The sequence below is a fragment of the Streptomyces sp. NPDC045846 genome (assembly GCF_056431605.1).
In genome coordinates, this window is sequence record NZ_JBWKKJ010000011.1 from 184,277 (window position 1) to 202,839 (window position 18,563).

Genomic DNA, 18,563 nt, shown 5'->3' on the forward strand with positions numbered 1-18,563 from the left:
GTCAGACGGCTTCCGGGGAGCGCTCGGGTGCGGGCTCCTGCGTACGGCGGCGGCGCACCGCCCAGAACACGCCGCTGCCCACGGCCACCGTGACGCCCACGCCGATCACTCCGGCCAGGCCGCCGGACAGGCGCGCGTCGCGCACGTCCTTGACGGAGTAGTCGGCGAGCGGCGAGTCGGAGCTGGCGTGCTGCGTGGTCTTGGCGTCGATGCCCTTGTCGTGGGCGACCTTCTCCAGGCCGTCGGGGCTGGCGGAGGCGTAGAAGGAGACGAATCCGGCGAGCACCAGCGCGGTGACGATGCCGATGCCCCACACCTTCTTCGTCGACCCGGTGCGCGTCTTGGCGCGGGCCGCGGCCGGGGCGGCCGGGGCATCGACGAGCGCGCCGCCGACCCGCAGCTTGAGCGGCGCGGTCAGGCCGCGGGCCCCGTGCACGAGGTCGGGGCGTACGGCGATGACGGCGCCCACGGTGAGCGCGGTGATGACGGCCTCGCCGATGCCGATGAGGAGGTGCACGCCGACCATCGCGGTGAGCACCTTGGTGATCGGCACGTCGGTGGTGCCGCCGAGCGCGTAGATCGCGGTGAAGACGAGGGCGGCGGCCGGGACGGAGAGGAGCGCGGCCACGAAGGAGGCGGCGGTCACCGAGCGGCGGGTGCGGGGCAGCACCTTCACCAGGGTGCGGAACAGGACGTGGGCGACGACGGTCGTGGTGATCGCCATGTCGGTGATGTTGACGCCGAGCGCGGTGAGGCCGCCGTCGGCGAAGAGGATGCCCTGCATGAGCAGGACCACGGACACGCACAGCACGCCGGTGTACGGCCCGACCAGGATCGCGGCGAGCGCGCCGCCGAGCAGATGCCCGCTGGTGCCGGCCGCGACGGGGAAGTTCAGCATCTGCACGGCGAAGATGAACGCGGCGACGAGCCCGGCGAGCGGCGCCGTCTTCTCGTCCAGCTCGCGGCGCGCCCCGCGCAGGCTGACGGCGACGGCCGCCGCGGCGACGACGCCTGTGACGGCCGATACAGGTGCGTTGATGAATCCATCGGGTACGTGCATGGGTGGACTCCGTTTTCCCGTGGCGCCCTCTTCCCTGCGCGGCATGCGCAGAACCGTTTGATGATAGTGCCCTGTTGCGAACTCCTTGCAAGAGCGGTCAAGCATCAGATGGCAAGCCGACTCACTGGGGGTTTACCTGAAAAATATGGGACATTTGATAGCAAATAGCGCGACCCGGTATTCATTCAGCACCCAGCGTGAGGAGCGACCGATGTCCGCCGCCGATGAGGACCACGCCGAGGACCACGCCGACCGCCGCTCCGTCGAGGACCACGCCCGGGCCCGGGTCGTCACTGACGCCCCGCTCTCCAACCCCGTCCCGGTGGCCCTGCGCTACGACCCGGCCGACGCCCCCGGCACGGTCTGCTTCGCCTTCCCCGGCGGCAACGAGTGGCTCTTCCCGCGCGACCTCCTGGAGTCGGGCCTGCGGGCCCCCGCCCGCCGCGGCGACGTGGAGGTGTGGCCCTGCGGCCGGGCCCAGACGGTCCTGGAGTTCCACTCGCCCCAGGGGGTCGCGGTGGTGCAGTTCGACAGCTCGCCCCTGGTCCGCTTCCTGCGCCACACGTACGCGACCGACGCCCGGGCGGCCCCGTCCCCTGCGGGCCGCCACCGCTGAGGCCCGCCGCCCGCGCCCCCGCACACGCGCCGGCCCCCCGTGCGCGGTGCGCACGGGGGGCCGGGGGGCGCCAGCGGTCCCGTCCCCACAGGCCGTTGGCGTCGGGCCGGGACCCTCGGCCGCTCAGCTCGGGTCCCGGCGTTCGGGGAGGCGGGGTCAGACCCGCGCCAGCTCGGGGCGGTCGTCCAGGTCGCCGTCGCGCTCGGCGTCCTGGTGCCGGCGCAGGCCCTCGCCCTCGACGTCGACGTTCGGCAGCACCCGGTCCAGCCAGCGCGGCAGCCACCAGGCCTTCGCGCCGAGCAGCGCCAGCACCGCGGGCACGATCGCCATGCGGACGATGAACGCGTCGAAGAAGACCGCGATCGCGAGGCCGAAGCCGATCATCTTGATCATTTGCTCGCTGGAGCCGATGAAGCCGGAGAAGACCGCGATCATGATGACGGCGGCGGCCGTCACCACCCGGGCGCCGTGCTTGAACCCGGTGACGATCGCCTGCCCCGGCCGCTCGCCGTGGACGTACGCCTCGCGCATCCGCGTGACCAGGAAGACCTCGTAGTCCATCGCGAGACCGAAGACCACGCCCACCATGAAGATCGGCATCATGGACATGATCGGGCCGGTCTGCTGCACGCCGAACAGCGAGCCGAGCCAGCCCCACTGGAAGACCGCGACGACCGCGCCGAGGGCCGCGACCACCGAGAGCAGGAAGCCGAGGGCCGCCTTCAGCGGGACCAGGACCGAGCGGAAGACCACCATCAGGAGCAGGAAGGCGAGACCGACGACCAGGGCCAGGTAGGGCAGCAGGGCGTCGTTCATCTTCTGCGAGAAGTCGATGTTCATCGCGGTGGAACCGGTCACCAGGAGCTTGGCCCCGGTGTCGGCCTTGAGCGTGCTGCCGGTGTCCCGGATCGAGTGGACCAGGTCCTCGGTCTGGGTGGAGGACGGCTTGGACTTCGGTATGACCGTGATGGTCGCGGTGTCGTTGCCGGTGTCCTTGTTGAACATCGGGGGCATCACCGGACCGACGTCCGGCAGCTTCTTGATCGCGTCGACCGTCTTGTCGGCCGCGGCCTGCGGGTCCTTGCTGCCCTTGCCGTCGACGACAACCATGAGCGGCCCGTTGAAGCCGGGACCGAAGCCCTCCGACAGCGTGTCGTAGGCGCGGCGCTGGGTGGTGGAGGTGGGCTGCGAGCCGTCGTCGGGCAGGCCCATCTGGAGCGAGCTCGCGGGCAGCGCGATCGCGCCCAGGCCGATGACGCCGACGAGCAGCACCCACACCGGCTTGCGCAGCACGAAGCTCGCCCAGCGGGTGCCCATGTTCGGCTTGCCCTCGGCGGTCTTCTCGCCCTGCACATGCGTCTTGCGCGCCTTGCGGCCGAGCACGCGCTTGCCGGCGAAGCCGAGCAGCGCGGGGATGAGGGTGAGCGCGATGAGGACGGCGATGACGACCGTGCCGGCCGCGGCCGCGCCCATCTTGGTGAGCATCGGGATGTTGACGACGGCGAGGCCGACCAGCGCGATGACCACGGTCAGACCGGCGAACACCACGGCGGATCCGGCCGTGCCCACGGCCCGTCCGGCGGCCTCCTCGCGCTCCCGGCCCTCGGCGAGCTCGGCCCGGTAGCGGGAGACGATGAACAGCGCGTAGTCGATGCCGACCGCGAGCCCGATCATCATCGCGAGCGTGGACGTGGTGGACCCGAGGTCGAGCACGTTGGCCAGCGCCGTGATGGTGGAGACGCCGATGCCGACGCCGATGAGCGCGGTGAGCAGCGGAAGCCCCGCCGCCACCAGCGAGCCGAAGGTGATCACCAGGACGAGGCCCGCGATGACCACGCCGATGATCTCGCCCGAGCCGGTCTCCGGCATGGCCTGGAGCGCGTCACCGCCGATCTCCACCGTGAGCCCGGACGCCTTCGCCGCGTCACCGCTCTTCTTGAGCGCGTCGCGGGTGTCGTCGGTGAGCTGCATCGCGTTGGCCTTGTACGACACCTGGACGTACGCGATGGGACCCTGGCCGTTCTGCGAGACGGCGTGGGCGGTGAACGGGTCGGTCACCGAGGCGATCTGGTCGGAGCCCGCCTTCAGGCCCGCGACGGTCTTCTCGACCGCGGCCTTGTTGGCGGGGTCGGCCATCTTCTGGCCTTCGGGCGCCTTGAAGACGATCCGGGCGGTGGCGCCGTCCGCGGTCGCGTTCGGGAACCGCTCCTTGAGCAGGTCGAAGGCGCGCTGCGCCTCGGTGCCCGGGATCGAGAACGAGGAGGAGGTGGCGGTGGTGGCGGAGGCTGCGCCGAACCCGGCGAGGGCGAGCAGCGCCACCCACACCAGGGCGACGTAGCGGCGGCGCCGGAAGGCGAACCTGCCTAGGCGGTAGAGGAACGTGGCCACGAGGGCGTACTCCCGGTCAAGTCGTATGGAACCAGCAGGGCATGGGGAATCAGCCCGACGACGAGAGCGGCGTGCGTCAGGTGGGGCGGGTACTGCGCGGGGAGGCCGGGCGGGGTGCCTAGCGGGGGTCGCCGAGGGCGGGGAGGACCACGGCGTCGAAGTAGTCGGCGAGGAAGGCCTGGTCGACCGGCCGGTCCTCGATGAACTGCCGGGCGGCGAAGGCGCCGACCATCATGTGTACGACATAGGGGAGCGCGCGGTTGTCCGCTCTGACCTCGCCGCGTTCCACCGCGCGCCGCAGCACCGTGTCGAGGCCGGTGATCTCCGGCTCGATCAGCACTTCGCGCAGCGCCTGGTGGAGTTCGGGATGGTCGTGGACGGCCCGCATCAGACCCCGCATCAGCGCGGAGTCCTTCTCCATCTGACAGTCGTCCTCACGGGCGACCATCGCCTGGAAGTCGCCGCGCAACGAGCCGGTGTCGATCTCGGCGAGAGAGACCGGCTTGTTGTGCCGCAGGGCGCGCGCCACCAGCTCCGGCTTGCTCCCCCACTGGCGGTAGAGGGTGGCCTTGCTGGATCGGGTGCGGGTGGCGACGGCGTCCATGGTGAGGGCGTCGTAACCGACCTCGCGCAGCAGGTCGAGCACGGCTTCGTGGAGCTCGGCCTCGCGTTCCGGGGTGAGCCTGCCTGCCATGATCGACCTCCTTTCCTGTGCGTACCGTACGAAGGTAACCCCGCCCACAAGCGAAACGAAATCGTTTCGCTTGTGTCGTCGACCACAGGTGTCGGAACGGAATAAAGCGCTCCTACGAGTTGCCGCGGCCCCCTCGCGCGGAAAGCATTGGGGGGTGAGTGACGACGCCGCGTACCTCCGGTTCCCGCATCTGCACGACGACTTGCTCTGCTTCGCCGCCGAGGACGACCTCTGGGTCGCCCCGCTGGTGCCCGCCGGGCACAGCCCCTCGCGCGCCTGGCGGGTCACCGTCGACCGCACCAAGGTCGGCCACCCCCGCTTCTCGCCCGACGGCAGCCAGATCGCGTACACGACCTGGCGCAGCCTCGACCCGGAGATCCATCTGGCCCCGGTGAGCGGCGGCCCGGCCCGCCGGATCGGGTACTGGGGGTCCTCCGACACCCGGGTGTGCGGCTGGACGCCCGACGGCCACATCCTCGCGGTGTCCTCGCACGGGCAGCCGTTCTCGTACTTCTCCTGGGCCTACAGCGTGCCCACCGACGGCTCCCCCGGCGGAAAGCTCCCCTGGGGCCCGGTCTCCGACATCGCCGTCACCGATGTGGACGGCGAGCGGCGCACCCTGCTGCTCACCGGAAAGCCGCCGCACGAGCCGGCCGCCTGGAAGCGCTACCGGGGCGGGGCCACCGGCCGGCTGTGGCTGCACGGCGAACGGCTGCTCGCCGACATCGGCGGCCACCTGGACTCGCCGATGTTCGTGGACGGCCGCATCGCCTTCCTCTCCGACCACGAGGGCGTCGGCAACCTGTACTCCTGCCGGCCCGACGGCGGCGACCTGACCCGGCACACCGACCACGACTCCTTCTACGCCCGGCACGCCTCCAGCGACGGCCGCCGGGTCGTCTACCAGTGCGCGGGCGACCTGTGGATCGTCGACGCCCTCACCCCCGACTCGGTCCCGCGCAAGCTGGACGTACGCCTGGGCGGGCCGCGCGCGGGGCGGCGCAGCTACCAGGTCCCGGCCGCCAACCACGTGGACGCGCTGTCCGTCGACACCACCGGCCGGGCCAGCGCCGTCGTGGTGCGCGGCAGCCTGTACTGGCTCACCCACCGCGACGGCCCGGCCCGCACCATCGCCGACACCCCGGGGGTCCGGGTCCGGCTGCCCGAGATGCTGGGCAGCGGCGGCCAGGTCGCCTACATCACGGACGCGGACGGCGAGGACGCGGTCGAGATCGCCTTCCTGCCGCGCGCCAGCGGTGAGCGCGCGCCGCGGCGGCTGGCGGCGGGCGAGCTCGGCCGGGTGCAGGAGATGGTGTCCGACCCCGACGGCGAACGGCTGGCGATCGCCTCGAACGACGGCCGCCTGCTGCTCCTCGACGTGACGGAGGAGTCCACCGGCGAGGTCACCGAGCTCATCACCTCGCTCAACGGACCGGTCCGCGACCTCGCCTTCTCCCCCGACGGGGCCTGGCTGACCTGGTCGCACCCGGGCATCGGCCGCTCGCTGCGGCAGATCAAGATGGCCCGCATCGCGGGGCCCGGCGCCCGCACCGTCGTGGACGTCACCAACGGCCGCTTCGAGGACGAGAACCCGGTGTTCACCAGCGACGGCCGCTATCTGGCGTTCCTGTCCTGGCGCGGCTTCGACCCGGTGTACGACGTGCACACCGGCGACCTCTCCTTCCCGCTGGGCTGCCGCCCCTACCTCGTACCGCTCAACTCGGCGACGCCGTCCCCGTTCGCGCTCTCCCCGGACGGGCGGCCCGCGGCGGGCGGCCTTGACCCGCTGGACGACTCGGCCGACGGCACGGTGACGGTCGAGGTGGAGGGCCTGGAGAGCCGGGTCACCCCGTTCCCGGTCTCGGCCTCCAAGTACTCCGCCCTGTACCCGGTCTCCGGCGGCGGTCTGGTCTGGCTGCGCTGGCCCATCTCGGGCGCCCTCGGCGAGACCTTCGCCAACCCGGCCGACACCTCGGGCCGCCCCACCCTGGAGCACTTCAACATCTCCAAGGCCCGCAGGACCGAACTGGTCGAGCACCTCGACTACTTCGCGGTCAGCGGCGACGGCAGCCGCCTGGTGGTCGTGGACGAGGGGGAGCTGCGCGCGGTCCCCTCCACCGAGTCGGGCGACAACGACTCGACGGTCTACCTCGACCTGCGCCGCATCCTGCACGACGTCGACCCGGCCCTGGAGTGGCGCCAGGCCTACGACGAGGCGGGCCGCATCATCCGCTCCTACTTCTGGGAACCGCAGATGTGCGGCATCGACTGGTCGGCGGTCCTCGACCAGTACCGGCCGCTGGTCGAACGGGTCGCGTCCCCCGACGAGTTCGCGGACCTGCTGCGCGAGGTCCTCGGCGAACTGGGCACCTCGCACGCCTATGTCACCGCCGCCCGCCGCAACGAGGGACCCCCGCACTACCAGCGCGCCCAGGGCCTGCTCGGCGCCAACCTGGTCTGCCGGGACGGGAGTTGGCAGATCCGGCGCATCCTGCCCGGCGACTCCTCCGACTCCAAGGCGCGCTCACCCCTGGCGGGCGCGGGCATCCGCGAGGGCGCGGTCCTCACCCACGTCGACGGCCGCCCCGTCGACCCGGTCACGGGCCCCTACCCGCTCCTCGCGGGCGCGGGCGGCACCACGGTCGAGCTGACCTTCCAGCCCGCCGAGGGCGAGGGCCGGGCGCGCCGGGTGGCGGTGGTCCCGCTGGTGGACGAGCGGCCCCTGCGCTACCAGGACTGGGTGGCCAAACGCCGCGAGGTGGTACGGGAGTTGAGCGGCGGCAAGTGCGGCTATCTCCACATCCCCGACATGGGCGGCTCGGGCTGGGCCCAGTTCAACCGCGACCTGCGCCTTGAGGTGAGCCGCCCGGCGCTGATCGTGGACGTACGCGGCAACGCGGGCGGCCACATCAGCGAGCTGGTGGTGGAGAAGCTGACCCGCCGCATCCTCGGCTGGGACCTCACCCGCAACGCGCAGCCGGTCTCGTACGCCTCCAACGCCCCCCGGGGCCCGGTGGTCGCCCTCGCCGACGAGGCGACCTCCTCGGACGGTGACATGATCACCGCGGCCTTCCGGCTCCTGAAGCTGGGCCCGGTGGTGGGCCAGCGCACCTGGGGCGGCGTGGTCGGCATGACGGGCCGTCACACCCTGGGCGACGGCACGGTGATCACCGTGCCGATGAACGCGGCGTGGTTCGACGAGTACGGGTGGTCCGTGGAGAACCACGGGGTCGAGCCGGACCTGGAGATCCTGCGCACGCCGCTGGACTGGGCGGAGGGCCGCCACGCCCAGCTCGACGACGCGGTCCGCCTCGCCCTGGACCTCCTCCACCTCCACCCCGCCTCCCTCCCCCCCGGCTACACCACCACCCCCAACCGCCAACGCCCCAAACTGCCCCCGAGGGAGCAGCCCTTGTAACCCTGCCCGGCATGGGCACCCTCAGCCCGTCCGGCGTCTGAGGACGAACACCGTTCAGGCGCGAACCGGGGTCTGGGGCGGAGCCCCAGGGGCCCTAGCAGGGTCGTGCTGGCCCGCACAGGCACCCTCAGCCCGTCCGGCGTTTGAGGACGAGCGCCGTTCAGGCGCGATACGGGGTCTGGGGCGGAGCCCCAGGAACGCCCTTCACCCCCGGAGGGTCTAGGGAAGGGGCGGGGTGGGGAGAGACCGGGCCGCCTCATCGGCCGCACCCCCCGCCCCCACAAGCCCCCGCCCCACCCCGGAGAGCCGCGGCTCGAACCGCCGCATCTCCCGCGCCCCCACCGCTCCGATGACCCCCGGCAGGTACCCCCGCACGGACTGCATCCCCCGCAACCACCACTGCGCGTACACGTGCGACGACCGCCGCTCGATCCCGGCGACGATCCGGTCGACGGCCGGCCCGAGCGGATACGTCCGGTTGGAGGGCCAGGGCAGCCGCGAGCGCAGCTCGCGCATGACGTCGTCCTGGTCCGCCCCCCGCACCATGTCCGTGTCGGTCCACGACAGGTACCCGACCCCGACCCGCACCCCCTTGTAGCCCACCTCCGCGCGCAGGCTGTGCGCGAACGCCTCGACCCCGGACTTGGAGGCGCAGTACGCCGTCATCATCGGCGCGGGCGTGATCGCGGCGAGGGAGGCGATCTGGAGGAAGTACCCGCGCGACTCCATCAGGACGGGCAGGAAGGCGCGCGCGGTGACGGCCCCGCCGATCAGGTTGACCTCGATGACCCGGCGCCAGGCGTCGGGGTCGGAGTCGACGAAGGGCCCGCCGGAGGCGACGCCCGCGTTGGCGACGACGATGTCGACCTTCCCGAACCGCTCCTTGACCTCGCCCGCGACCCGCGCCATCGCCGCGTGGTCGGTGACGTCCGCGTACCAGGACTCGGCCTCGCTGTGCAGCCGGGCCGCGACCTGCTTCAGCTCGTCGGGTTCGAGGCCGACGAGGGCGACCTTGGCGCCGCGCGCCGACAGCTTGCGGGCGAGGAGTTCCCCGACGCCCCGCGCGGCGCCGGTGACGACCGCGACCTGCCCTTCCAGACTGACCCTGCTCATACGGCACGCTCCTCGGCTGCGGTGGCGGTGGCGGCGGCCGGGGCGACGAGATGCGTGGCCACCAGCGCGCGGATCTTCTCGGTGATGAACTCGGGCGCCTCGATGGGCGTCATGTGCCCGACGCCGGTGAGCACGTCGAGCGAGCGGCAGTCGGGCAGTCCGGCCGCGATCCGGCGGGCGTGCACCGGCGGGGTGAGCCGGTCCGCGCTGCCCGCCACGACGGCGGTGGGCATGTCCAACTTCCGTACCAGCAGGCCGAGTTCGAGCTCGGCGAGCACGTGCGACCAGGCCTGGCGCACCCCGCGCGGGCACGCGTGCACGATGCGGGCGCACGCGTCGACCTTGTCGGGAGCCGCCCCGGGTCCCATCGTCGCGTACCGCAGGACCTTCCGGGCGAGCGGGGTGACGGGGCCGAGCGGGGCCCCCGATCCCAGGACGCGCCGGGTGAGACCGGTCCGCAGCCGCCCGGCCCGCAGCGGCACCACCCGGGACTCGGCGACCAGGCGCGAGGCGCCCGTGCTGCACAGCAGGACGGCCGCCGCGTGCTCGCGCAGAGCGGGCCGCCCGGCGGCCGCCATGAGGGTCATGCCGCCCATGGAGTGCCCGGCGAGCACCGCCCGCTCCCCGGGCGCGAGCGTCGCGCCGAGCACCGCTTCGAGGTCGTCGGCGAGCACCTCGGTGGAGCAGACCTCGAAGGCGGCCGTACGCCCGTGGCCGCGCTGGTCGTAGGCGATGACCCGGCACTGACCGGCCAGCGCCCGGATCTGGGCGGCCCAGAACGCGGTCGAGCAGGTCCAGCCGTGCGCGAGGACGACGGCGGGCGCGTCCGCGGGCCCGTGCACCTCGACGTGCAGCGCGGTGCCGTCGGCGGACACGGCGCTCAGCTCGCGCCCGCCCGCGGGCGGCGCGTACGCCCCGTGCCGTGCGGCCCCGGCCCGGCTCACGCGGACACCGCCGCTTCCTCGCCCGCGGCGTCGAGGGCGGACTCGGCCCCGGCCGCCCGGGCGCGTACGACCTCGTACTCCGCCAGGTCCACCTCGCGGGTCGCGCGGCGGAACTCGCCGGTGGTGCCCGGCCAGACCGTGGTGTTGCGGCCGGCCGCGTCGAGGTACCAGCTGGTGCAGCCGCCGGTGTTCCACACGGTGCGCTTCATGCGTTCCTGCACCCGCCGGTTCCAGGCGCCGACGGCGGAGGGCCGGGCGGCGAGCGCGACCCGGCCGCCGAGCACGTTCAGCTGGCGCAGGTAGTCGGCCAGGTAATTGAGCTGGGACTCGATCATCAAGATCATGGAGGAGTTCCCGAGGCCGGTGTTGGGCCCGATGATGGTCATCCAGTTGGGGAACCCGGCCGCGGTCGCCCCGCGCAGCGACCGCATGCCGTCCTTCCACGACTCGGCGAGCGTGTGCCCCTCCGCGCCGACGACGCGGTCGGCGATCGGCATGTCCGTGACGTGGAACCCGGTGCCGAAGATGATCGCGTCGACCTCGGCCTCGGTGCCGTCGGCGGCCACGACCGTGGAGCCGCGCACCTCGGCGAGGCCGGAGGCGACGACGTCCACGTTGGGCTCGGCGAGCGCCGGATAGTACGAGCTGGACAGCAGGATCCGCTTGCAGCCGATCCGGTAGTCGGGTGTCAGCCGGGCCCGCAGCTGCGGGTCCTTGATGGCGCGGGCCATGTTGGACTTGGCGATGGACTCGACGAGCCCGAGCTCGTTGGGCCGCTTGGTGAACGCGCTGACCTGCAACTCCCTTATCCCCCACAGGAGTCCGCGCCGGGCGGCGCCGGTGAAGGGGAGCTGTCGGTGCAGCCAGCGCTCGACCGGGGTGATCGCGCGGTCCATGCGCGGCATGACCCAGGGCGGCGTCCGCTGGAAGAGAGTGAGCCGCCCGACCTCGGGCTGGATGGAGGGCACGATCTGGATCGCCGAGGCGCCCGTGCCGACCATGGCGACGCGCTTGCCGCGCAGGTCGTAGTCGTGGTCCCAGCGCGCGGAGTGGAACACCTTGCCGGGGAAGGAGGCGAGCCCGGGGATCTGGGGCATCTTGGGATCGGAGAGCGGCCCGGTGGCCGAGACGACGACGTCGGCGGTGAGCGTGGCCCCGTTGCCGACCTCGATCTCCCACCACAGCCGCTCGGCGTCCCAGCGCATCATCATCACCTCGTGGTCGAGGCGGATGTGGGGCCGCAGCCCGAAGACGTCGGCGACGTGCTCCAGATAGGCGCGGATGTGCTCCTGCCCGGAGAAGGTGCGGGGCCAGTCGGGGTTGGGCGCGAAGGAGAAGGAGTAGAGGTGGGAGGGTACGTCGCAGGCGCACCCGGGGTAGCTGTTGTCGCGCCAGGTGCCGCCGACGGAGCCTGCCCGCTCCAGGACGACGAAGTCGGTGATCCCCTCGCGGCGCAGCCGGACCGCCGCCCCGAGCCCGCCGAACCCCGACCCGACCACCGCCACACGTACATGCTCGCGCTGGGCCATGCCACCCGCCTCCACGATCGGTCCCGCAATGTTGCCAGCAATCACTGGCACTGTTGGGAGGGTAGAGCAGTCACATACCGAGCGGTAGGGGTGCGGGCGGGGAAAGTTACCGGCGGTACAACTCGCTCCGGCGGGACGCCGGGCACCGCATAGGCTGACGGGGTGGCAGAAGACCAGGCAAGTGAGGGTGCCCGCGCGAACGGTACGCCGGGGCGGGGCGAGCCCGCGGGCGGTGTCCGCGAGTACCGCATGTCGGAGCTGGCCCGGAAGGCCGGCATCACCGAACGCACCCTGCGCTTCTACCGCGAGCGCGGCCTGATCCCGCCGCCGCGCCGCGAGGGCCGCATCGCCTGGTACGACGACCACCACCTGGCCCGCCTGCGCACCATCTCGGCGCTCCTGGAGCGCGGCCACACGCTGTCCGGCATCGCCGACCTCACCTCGGCCTTCGAGTCCGGCCGCGACGCGGGCGAGGCGCTCGGCCTGGTGGAGCCCACCGAGGAGACCCCGGTGCGACTGACCCCCGAGGCGCTGGCCGACCACTTCGCGGGCGAGGTGACGCCCGAGAACCTGGCGGCGGCGCTGGACCTCGGCTACCTGGCCGTCTCCGGCGAGGAGATCGTCCACATCAGCCGCCGCCTCCTGGACGTCTCGGCCTCCCTGGTCCGCGAGGGCGTCCCGCTGGCGGCGGTGCTCGCGGCGGGCCGCGAGGTGCGCGAGCACGCCGACGCGCTGGCCGCCCTGTTCACCGACCTCCTGCGCACGCACGCCTCCGCGCAGGACACCGAACGCCTGCGCCCGCTGGCCAAGGCGGTGGTGGACGCGGAACTGTCGCTCGCCCTGGACCGGCGCCTGACACAGGAACCCTGAGCGGGACGACCCGCGCGGCTAGAGCTCGTACACGACGGTGACCGGAGCATGGTCGGACCACCGCTCGCCGTGGGTCGCGGCCCGCTCCACGAACCCCTTCACGGCCCGCTCGGCGAGGCCGGGCGTGGTGACCTGGTAGTCGATCCGCCAGCCCGTGTCGTTGTCGAAGGCGCGGCCCCGGTAGGACCACCACGAGTACGGGCCCTCGACGTCCGGGTGCAGCGCGCGCACCACGTCGACGTAACCGCCGTCGGCGGCGTCGAAGACGCGCGACATCCAGGCGCGCTCCTCGGGCAGGAACCCGGAGTTCTTCTTGTTGCCCTTCCAGTTCTTGAGGTCGGCCTCCTGGTGGGCGATGTTCCAGTCGCCGCAGACGACGACCTCGCGGCCGTCGGCGGCGGCCCGCACCCTCAGCTCCTTCAGGTACTCCAGGAACTCAGTCATGAAGCGGATCTTCTCGTCCTGCCGCTCGGTGCCGACCTCGCCGGAGGGAAGGTAGAGCGAGGCCACGGTCACGCCGGGCAGGTCCGCCTCGACGTAGCGCCCGCTGCCGTCGAACTCCGCGCTCCCGAAGCCGGTCCGCACCCGGTCCGGCTCGCGCCGGGTGAGCAGCGACACACCGGCCCGGCCCTTGGCGGCGGCCGGGGCGTGCACGGCGAACCAGCCCTCCGGGGCGCCCGCCTCGGCAGGCAGCTGGTGGGGCTCGGCCCGCACTTCCTGCAGGCAGACGACGTCCGCCTCGCTGCCCCCGAGCCACTCCACGAAGCCCTTCTTGGCGGCGGCCCGCAGCCCGTTTACATTCACAGAGGTAACAGTGAGCATCCCGGCACCCTACCCATCCGGCCCCATCCAGCCGACGCATAGAAGTACGCTATCTCGCATGTTTATTCGCCAACTGGGCTACGACCACCCCGACGCCGTCAAGCTCAACGACCAGGTCCAGCTCGAATACGCCGAGCGCTACGGGGACGAGGGCGACGCCACGTTCCTGGACGCCGCGATGTTCGTGCCCCCGCGCGGCCTGTACCTGATCGCGTACGACGCCGAGGGCCGCCCGGTGGCGACCGGCGGCTGGCGCACCCAGGACGCCAACGAGGAGAACTACCGCGACGGCGACGCGGAGCTGAAGCGCATGTACGTCGTCCCCGAGGCCCGGGGCCTGGGCCTGGCCCGCCGCATACTCGCCGCCCTGGAGGCCGACGCCCGCGCGGCCGGCCGCACCCGCATGGTCCTGGAGACCGGCACCAAGCAGCCCGAGGCCATCACCCTGTACGCCTCGACGGGCTACGAACCCTGCGAGAAGTTCGGCCTCTACCGCGCGTACGACACCAGCCGCTGCTTCGCGAAGCCGCTCGGGAACTCCTGACCCCCGCGGCGGCGGCCGCTCCAACTGCCCCGGAAACGAGGGAATCCCGCCCGATCGTGATGATCGGACGGGATTCCGTCGTTGTTGTGGACCTGAGGGGATTCGAACCCCTGACCCCCTCGATGCGAACGAGGTGCGCTACCGGACTGCGCCACAGGCCCTTGCAACGAGTGAAACCTTAGCACCCCGATCGGAGTGCTTGGAAATCCGTTCCCCGCTGGTCAGCGAGAGCGGGGTCATTCGTTGGCGGCGCGGGGCCGGTCCTCGTCCGCGTACTGGTCGAAGAGCGGGGTCCGGCGGCGACTTGAGCCCGTGCGCTGGCGCGGGGGCGGGTCGGCGACGGGGGCCGGGGCGGGCGTGGGGTCGGCCGTGGAGGAGCGGGCCGAGGACCAGGTGTCGGGGGCGCCGAGGTCGATGCTGCCGGTGGCGCGCGGGGCGACCGGAGCGGTGACGTACGTCGGCAGCGGGACCGGCACCGGCTCCCAGCTCGCGCCGCGCTCGGGGCCGCGCTCGCGCTGCTGGTCGACCCACTCGGCGTGGTCGGTCTGCTCGACCAGCGCGCGCCGTCCGGCCTCCTGCGGGGAGAGGGCCGGGGCGGGGGCGGGCTCCGGCACCGGGGCGCACTGGTGGGACTCCGCTTCGTCGTCGGCCTCGATGCCCGGCGCGGTGGCCCGGGCGCGCGGCCGGCTCTCGCGCAGCCGCTGGGCCGCGGCCTCGGCGCGCCGGCGGTCCATGGTGAAGGCGAAGCGCCGCCGCTCCTGGATCCGCAAGTGCACGATGTAGGCGCTCAGCAGCGCGGCCGGGACGGCCGGCGCCCACAGGAAGCCGAGGCCGCCGACCGCCGCGACGACCGCGCCCAGGCTGAAGGCGAGGAAGAGGACGACCGTGGTGCGCCGGCGCCGGGCGAGCACCGCGCTGCGCTGGGCGCGCCGGGCCCGCTCCGCGGAGGCGGCGCTGCGGGGGCGCGGACGCTCCTGGCGTTCGCTCTGCGGCTCCTGGCGCGGCGGGCGCTGGGAGCGGGCCGGGGGCACGACGACGTGCCGGGCGCCCGTGGACTCCCCGGGGGTGGCCAGGGGTTCCGTCGGGGCGTCCGGAGGGGTCCCAGGTTCCGCCTCGGGCGCTGCCTCCTCGGTGGCCCGCTGACGCAGCTCCTTGGCGTACCGGCGCTCCATGGCCGACCGTCCGGACAGCAGCCGGATGGCGGTGCTGAAGCGTTCCGTCGGACGGGCCTCGTTGAGTTCGTCCTGCCTGCGGAGCCACATCGGCACCAAGTAGGCGGCCCAGGCCCCGACGATGACTGCGTAGATGAGGCCGCTGCTGCTCACACACCACACCGTAGAGGGGCGGGCGCGCGGGGATACGCCAATTGAGCCGGTGTGTCGCACGATCTGGCTGATATCACCGGCTTTTTTTGTGATTTCTCGGATCGTTCGACGAGAGAGAGCTACCGGGCCGCGATGGAATTCGAACGTTTATTTCATTTTCCGGGATGGGACTGGCGCCCCCGCCGCCACCTGGCGAGGAGCCCCTCGGGGACTTCCTCGGCGGTGAGCGCGTAGACCAGGTGATCACGCCATGCGCCGTCGATGTGGAGATAGCGCGGGCGCAGCCCCTCCTCGCGGAATCCGAGCTTTTCCACGACCCGGCGGCTCGGCGCGTTCTCCGGGCGGATGCACACCTCCATGCGGTGCAGCCCGACCGCGCGGAAGCAGTGGTCGACGGCGAGCGCGACGGCGGTCGGCATGACGCCCCGGCCCGCCACCTCGCGGTCCACCCAGTACCCCACGTGGCCCGAGCACATCGAGCCCCAGGTGATCCCGGCGACCGTCAACTGGCCCACCAGACGGCCCTGGTACTCGATGACGAACGGCAGCATGCGGCCCGCGTTGGCCTCGGCGCGCAGGTGGCGGACCATCTGCCGGTAAGTGGGGCGCTGCGCGAACGGGGCGCCGGGCGCGGGCGGCGGGATCGTCGCCTCCCAGGGCCGCAGCCAGTCGCGGTTGCGCCGGTTGACCTCGCGCCAGGCCCGTTGGTCGCGCAGCTTTATGGGGCGGAGGACCACATCGCCCTCCGCCAGCTCGACCGGCCAGGAAGGAACGTTCAGCTCGGGCTCCCCGCGGGTCTCGGGTGGTCGCCGCCGCGGAGCTGGTCGACGGCGTGCGTCAGGATCCGCTCCAAAACGGCCAGTCCGTCGCGCACCCCGCCGGTGGAGCCCGGCAGGTTCACGATCAGGGTGCGGCCGCCCGCGACCCCGGCCAGACCCCGCGAGAGGGCGGCGGTGGGCACCTTGGCCAGGCCCTCGGCGCGGATGGCCTCCGGGATGCCGGGGACCTCGTAGTCGATGACGGCCCGGGTCGCGTCGGGGGTCCGGTCGGTGGGCGAGATGCCGGTGCCGCCGGTCGTGACGATCACGTCGTACCCGGCGGCCGCCCCGGCCCGCAGCGCCTGCCCGACCGGGTCGCCGTCCGGCACGACCAGCGGCCCGTCCACCGCGAAGCCGATCCTGGTGAGGCCCTCGGCGAGCAGCGGGCCGCCCTTGTCCGCGTACACCCCGGCGGCCGCCCGGTTGGAGGCCGTGACGACCAGCGCGGCGTACGGCGCGAGCAGCGCCTCGCCGAGCCCCTCGCCGCCGCGCGGGAAGGGGGTGGCGGCCTGCGGGCCGGGGCGGGGCCGGGCGGCGGCGGGTTCCTGCTGAGGGGGCGTCACGCTCCGGCCGCCTCGGTCCGGTTCCAGTCGCCGGACTTGCCGCCGGTCTTCTCCTCGACCCGGATGTCGGTGATGACGGCGGCCTTGTCGACCGCCTTGACCATGTCGACGACGGTGAGCGCGGCCACGGACACCGCGGTCAGCGCCTCCATCTCGACGCCCGTGCGGTCGGTGGTCCGCACCGTCGCGAGGATCTCCACCGCGTCGTCGGCGACCGCCAGGTCGAGCTTCACCCCGGAGACGGCCAGCGGGTGGCAGAGCGGGATGAGGTCGGGGGTGCGCTTGGCGCCCATGATCCCGGCGATGCGGGCGGTGGCCAGGGCGTCGCCCTTGGGGACGCCCTCGCCGCGCAGGAGTTCCACCACGCGCGGCGAGACGAGCACCCGGCCGCTCGCGCGGGCGGTGCGTGCGGTGACGTCCTTCTCCGAGACGTCGACCATGCGGGCCGCACCCGCCTCGTCGATGTGCGTGAGCCTGCCTTGCGTCGTACTCATTCGGTGGCGCTCCCGGTACGGCTTCTGTGGGCAGACACCGTACCCCCACCGGTCGGCGTTCAGCCGAGCAGGATCACCTCCACCTCGCTGCCGGGCTCCGCCGACGTGGTGTCCTCGGGGATCACGATGAGGCAGTCGGCGAGCGCGAGCGCCGCGATCAGGTGCGAACCGGAGCCGCCGACCGGGCTGACGGTGCCCGCGTCCGCGTCGTGGCTGCCGCGCAGGAACTGGCGCCGGTCGGCGGGCGAGGACAGCGCCTTGTCGGCCTTCAGGACGGCGCGCACGGTGGGCCGGTGCACCTCGTCGAGGCCCATCAGGGTGCGGATCGCGGGGCGTACGAACAGCTCGAAGGAGACGTAGGAGGAGACCGGGTTGCCGGGCAGGGCCAGCAGCGGGGTGTGGTCGGGGCCGATCGAGCCGAAGCCCTGGGGCTTGCCGGGCTGCATCTTCAGCTTGCGGAAGTCGATGCCGCTGCCCGGCTCGTCCTCGTCCCCCACGGAGGACAGGGCCTCCTTGACGACGTCGTACGCCCCGACGCTGACCCCGCCGGTGGTCACCAGGAGGTCGGCGCGGATCAGCTGGTCGTCGATGGTGTCGCGCAGGACCGCCGCGTCGTCGGTGACCGCGCCGACCCGGTAGGCGATGGCGCCCGCGTCCCGGGCGGCCGCGGCGAGCGCGAAGCTGTTGGAATCGTAGATCTGGCCCTCGCCCAACGCCTCGCCGGGCTGGACCAGTTCGCTCCCGGTGGAGAGCACCACCACGCGCGGGCGCGGCCGTACGGTCACGGTGCCGCGGCCGATCGCGGCGAGCAGGCCGATCTGGGGCGGGCCGAGCACGGTGCCCGCCCGGAGGGCGAGGTCGCCCACCTGGACGTCGCTGCCGCGGGCCCGGACGTGGGCGCGGGCCTCGGCGGAGCGGTACACCCGCACCTCGCCGCTCGCCCCCTCCGGGGCGTCGCCCGCCGGGCGCATGGTGGTGGCGGCCCCCCGGCCCGTCCCGCCGTCGGTCCACTCGACCGGGACGACGGCTTCGGCGCCGGGCGGCAGCGGGGCGCCGGTCATGATCCGGGCGGCCTGGCCGGGTCCCACGGTGGGCAGCTCGCCGCTGCCCGCCGCGACGTCACCGATGACGGTGAGCACGGCCGGGAACTCCTCGCCGGCGCCCGCGACGTCGGCGACCCGCACCGCGTAGCCGTCCATCGAGCTGTTGTCGAAGGGCGGCAGGGCGACGGCGACCGTGACGTCCTCGACGAGGACGCAGCCCTGGGCGTCCGGCAGTTGCAGCTCGATCGGTTCGAGCGGCCTGACGGCGGCGAGGATGTCGTCCAGGTGCTCGTCCACCGACCAGATCGTGTTGCTCACGGGT

General features: G+C 73.0%; 16 protein-coding genes and 1 tRNA gene. 4 read left to right on the top strand and 13 right to left on the bottom strand.

Going from position 1 to position 18,563, the window contains the following annotated elements:
* Position 1: 1 nt before the first annotated feature.
* Positions 2 to 1,060: an energy-coupling factor ABC transporter permease gene (locus AC07F3_RS29800; RefSeq protein WP_479117510.1), complete on the bottom strand. Its 1,059-nt coding sequence runs from the start codon at positions 1,058 to 1,060 to the stop codon at positions 2 to 4.
* A 211-nt stretch (positions 1,061 to 1,271) separates the two neighbouring features.
* Here AC07F3_RS29800 and AC07F3_RS29805 point away from each other — a divergent pair, with 211 nt between their 5' ends.
* Entirely contained in the window at positions 1,272 to 1,676 is a 405-nt protein-coding gene (locus AC07F3_RS29805; RefSeq protein ID WP_479117511.1) for an SsgA family sporulation/cell division regulator, read from the top strand.
* Positions 1,677 to 1,832: 156 nt separating this feature from the next.
* On the opposite strand, the gene AC07F3_RS29810 is transcribed toward AC07F3_RS29805, so the two are convergent.
* Both AC07F3_RS29810 and AC07F3_RS29815 read right to left on the bottom strand, forming a co-directional pair.
* Entirely contained in the window at positions 1,833 to 4,064 is a 2,232-nt protein-coding gene (locus tag AC07F3_RS29810; RefSeq protein ID WP_479117512.1) for an MMPL family transporter, read from the bottom strand.
* Between the two features lie 118 nt (positions 4,065 to 4,182).
* A complete protein-coding gene (locus tag AC07F3_RS29815) occupies positions 4,183 to 4,758 on the bottom strand; it encodes a TetR/AcrR family transcriptional regulator (RefSeq protein WP_479117513.1) in 576 nt (191 codons plus the stop codon).
* A gap of 154 nt (positions 4,759 to 4,912) precedes the next feature.
* On the opposite strand from AC07F3_RS29815, the gene AC07F3_RS29820 reads away from it, so the two are divergent.
* Positions 4,913 to 8,176 carry a S41 family peptidase gene (locus tag AC07F3_RS29820; protein WP_479117514.1) on the top strand — a complete coding sequence of 1,088 codons (3,264 nt, stop codon included), beginning with the start codon at positions 4,913 to 4,915 and terminating at the stop codon, positions 8,174 to 8,176.
* Between the two features lie 219 nt (positions 8,177 to 8,395).
* Here AC07F3_RS29820 and AC07F3_RS29825 read toward each other — a convergent pair whose 3' ends face one another.
* Genes AC07F3_RS29825 through AC07F3_RS29835 form a run of 3 tightly spaced genes read right to left on the bottom strand, consistent with a single transcriptional unit; the run spans position 8,396 to position 11,762 of the window.
* Positions 8,396 to 9,289: an SDR family oxidoreductase gene (locus tag AC07F3_RS29825; protein ID WP_479117515.1), complete on the bottom strand. Its 894-nt coding sequence runs from the start codon at positions 9,287 to 9,289 to the stop codon at positions 8,396 to 8,398.
* Entirely contained in the window at positions 9,286 to 10,233 is a 948-nt protein-coding gene (locus tag AC07F3_RS29830; RefSeq protein ID WP_479117516.1) for an alpha/beta fold hydrolase, read from the bottom strand. Before AC07F3_RS29830 ends, AC07F3_RS29825 begins: the two co-directional genes overlap by 4 nt.
* The gene (locus AC07F3_RS29835) at positions 10,230 to 11,762 is read right to left on the bottom strand and encodes a flavin-containing monooxygenase (RefSeq protein WP_479117517.1); all 1,533 of its coding nucleotides are present in this window, start codon (positions 11,760 to 11,762) and stop codon (positions 10,230 to 10,232) included. The genes AC07F3_RS29830 and AC07F3_RS29835 overlap by 4 nt, the downstream gene beginning before the upstream one ends.
* Before the next feature lie 249 nt (positions 11,763 to 12,011).
* Between AC07F3_RS29835 and AC07F3_RS29840 the strand changes: the two genes are divergently transcribed.
* On the top strand, positions 12,012 to 12,632 hold the full coding sequence (locus AC07F3_RS29840; RefSeq protein ID WP_479117638.1) for a MerR family transcriptional regulator: 621 nt from the start codon (positions 12,012 to 12,014) through the stop codon (positions 12,630 to 12,632).
* Between the two features lie 18 nt (positions 12,633 to 12,650).
* On the opposite strand, the gene AC07F3_RS29845 is transcribed toward AC07F3_RS29840, so the two are convergent.
* Positions 12,651 to 13,454: an exodeoxyribonuclease III gene (locus tag AC07F3_RS29845; protein ID WP_479117518.1), complete on the bottom strand. Its 804-nt coding sequence runs from the start codon at positions 13,452 to 13,454 to the stop codon at positions 12,651 to 12,653.
* Positions 13,455 to 13,512: 58 nt separating this feature from the next.
* On the opposite strand from AC07F3_RS29845, the gene AC07F3_RS29850 reads away from it, so the two are divergent.
* Complete coding sequence (locus tag AC07F3_RS29850; protein ID WP_479117519.1) at positions 13,513 to 13,998, top strand: GNAT family N-acetyltransferase; 486 nt, start codon at positions 13,513 to 13,515, stop codon at positions 13,996 to 13,998.
* An 87-nt stretch (positions 13,999 to 14,085) separates the two neighbouring features.
* Here the strand turns inward: AC07F3_RS29850 and AC07F3_RS29855 are convergent.
* From AC07F3_RS29855 to glp, 6 genes are all read right to left on the bottom strand, one after another.
* Positions 14,086 to 14,159: transfer RNA gene (locus tag AC07F3_RS29855), tRNA-Ala, on the bottom strand.
* Positions 14,160 to 14,234: 75 nt separating this feature from the next.
* Entirely contained in the window at positions 14,235 to 15,323 is a 1,089-nt protein-coding gene (sepX, locus tag AC07F3_RS29860) for a divisome protein SepX/GlpR (RefSeq protein ID WP_479117520.1), read from the bottom strand.
* A gap of 152 nt (positions 15,324 to 15,475) precedes the next feature.
* Complete coding sequence (locus AC07F3_RS29865) at positions 15,476 to 16,102, bottom strand: GNAT family N-acetyltransferase (RefSeq protein ID WP_114039236.1); 627 nt, start codon at positions 16,100 to 16,102, stop codon at positions 15,476 to 15,478.
* Complete coding sequence (locus AC07F3_RS29870) at positions 16,099 to 16,605, bottom strand: MogA/MoaB family molybdenum cofactor biosynthesis protein (RefSeq protein WP_479117639.1); 507 nt, start codon at positions 16,603 to 16,605, stop codon at positions 16,099 to 16,101. Before AC07F3_RS29870 ends, AC07F3_RS29865 begins: the two co-directional genes overlap by 4 nt.
* Positions 16,606 to 16,700: 95 nt before the next feature.
* Entirely contained in the window at positions 16,701 to 17,198 is a 498-nt protein-coding gene (gene moaC, locus AC07F3_RS29875) for a cyclic pyranopterin monophosphate synthase MoaC (protein WP_479117521.1), read from the bottom strand.
* A 59-nt stretch (positions 17,199 to 17,257) separates the two neighbouring features.
* The gene (gene glp, locus AC07F3_RS29880; protein ID WP_479117522.1) at positions 17,258 to 18,559 is read right to left on the bottom strand and encodes a molybdotransferase-like divisome protein Glp; all 1,302 of its coding nucleotides are present in this window, start codon (positions 18,557 to 18,559) and stop codon (positions 17,258 to 17,260) included.
* Positions 18,560 to 18,563: the final 4 nt, after the last annotated feature.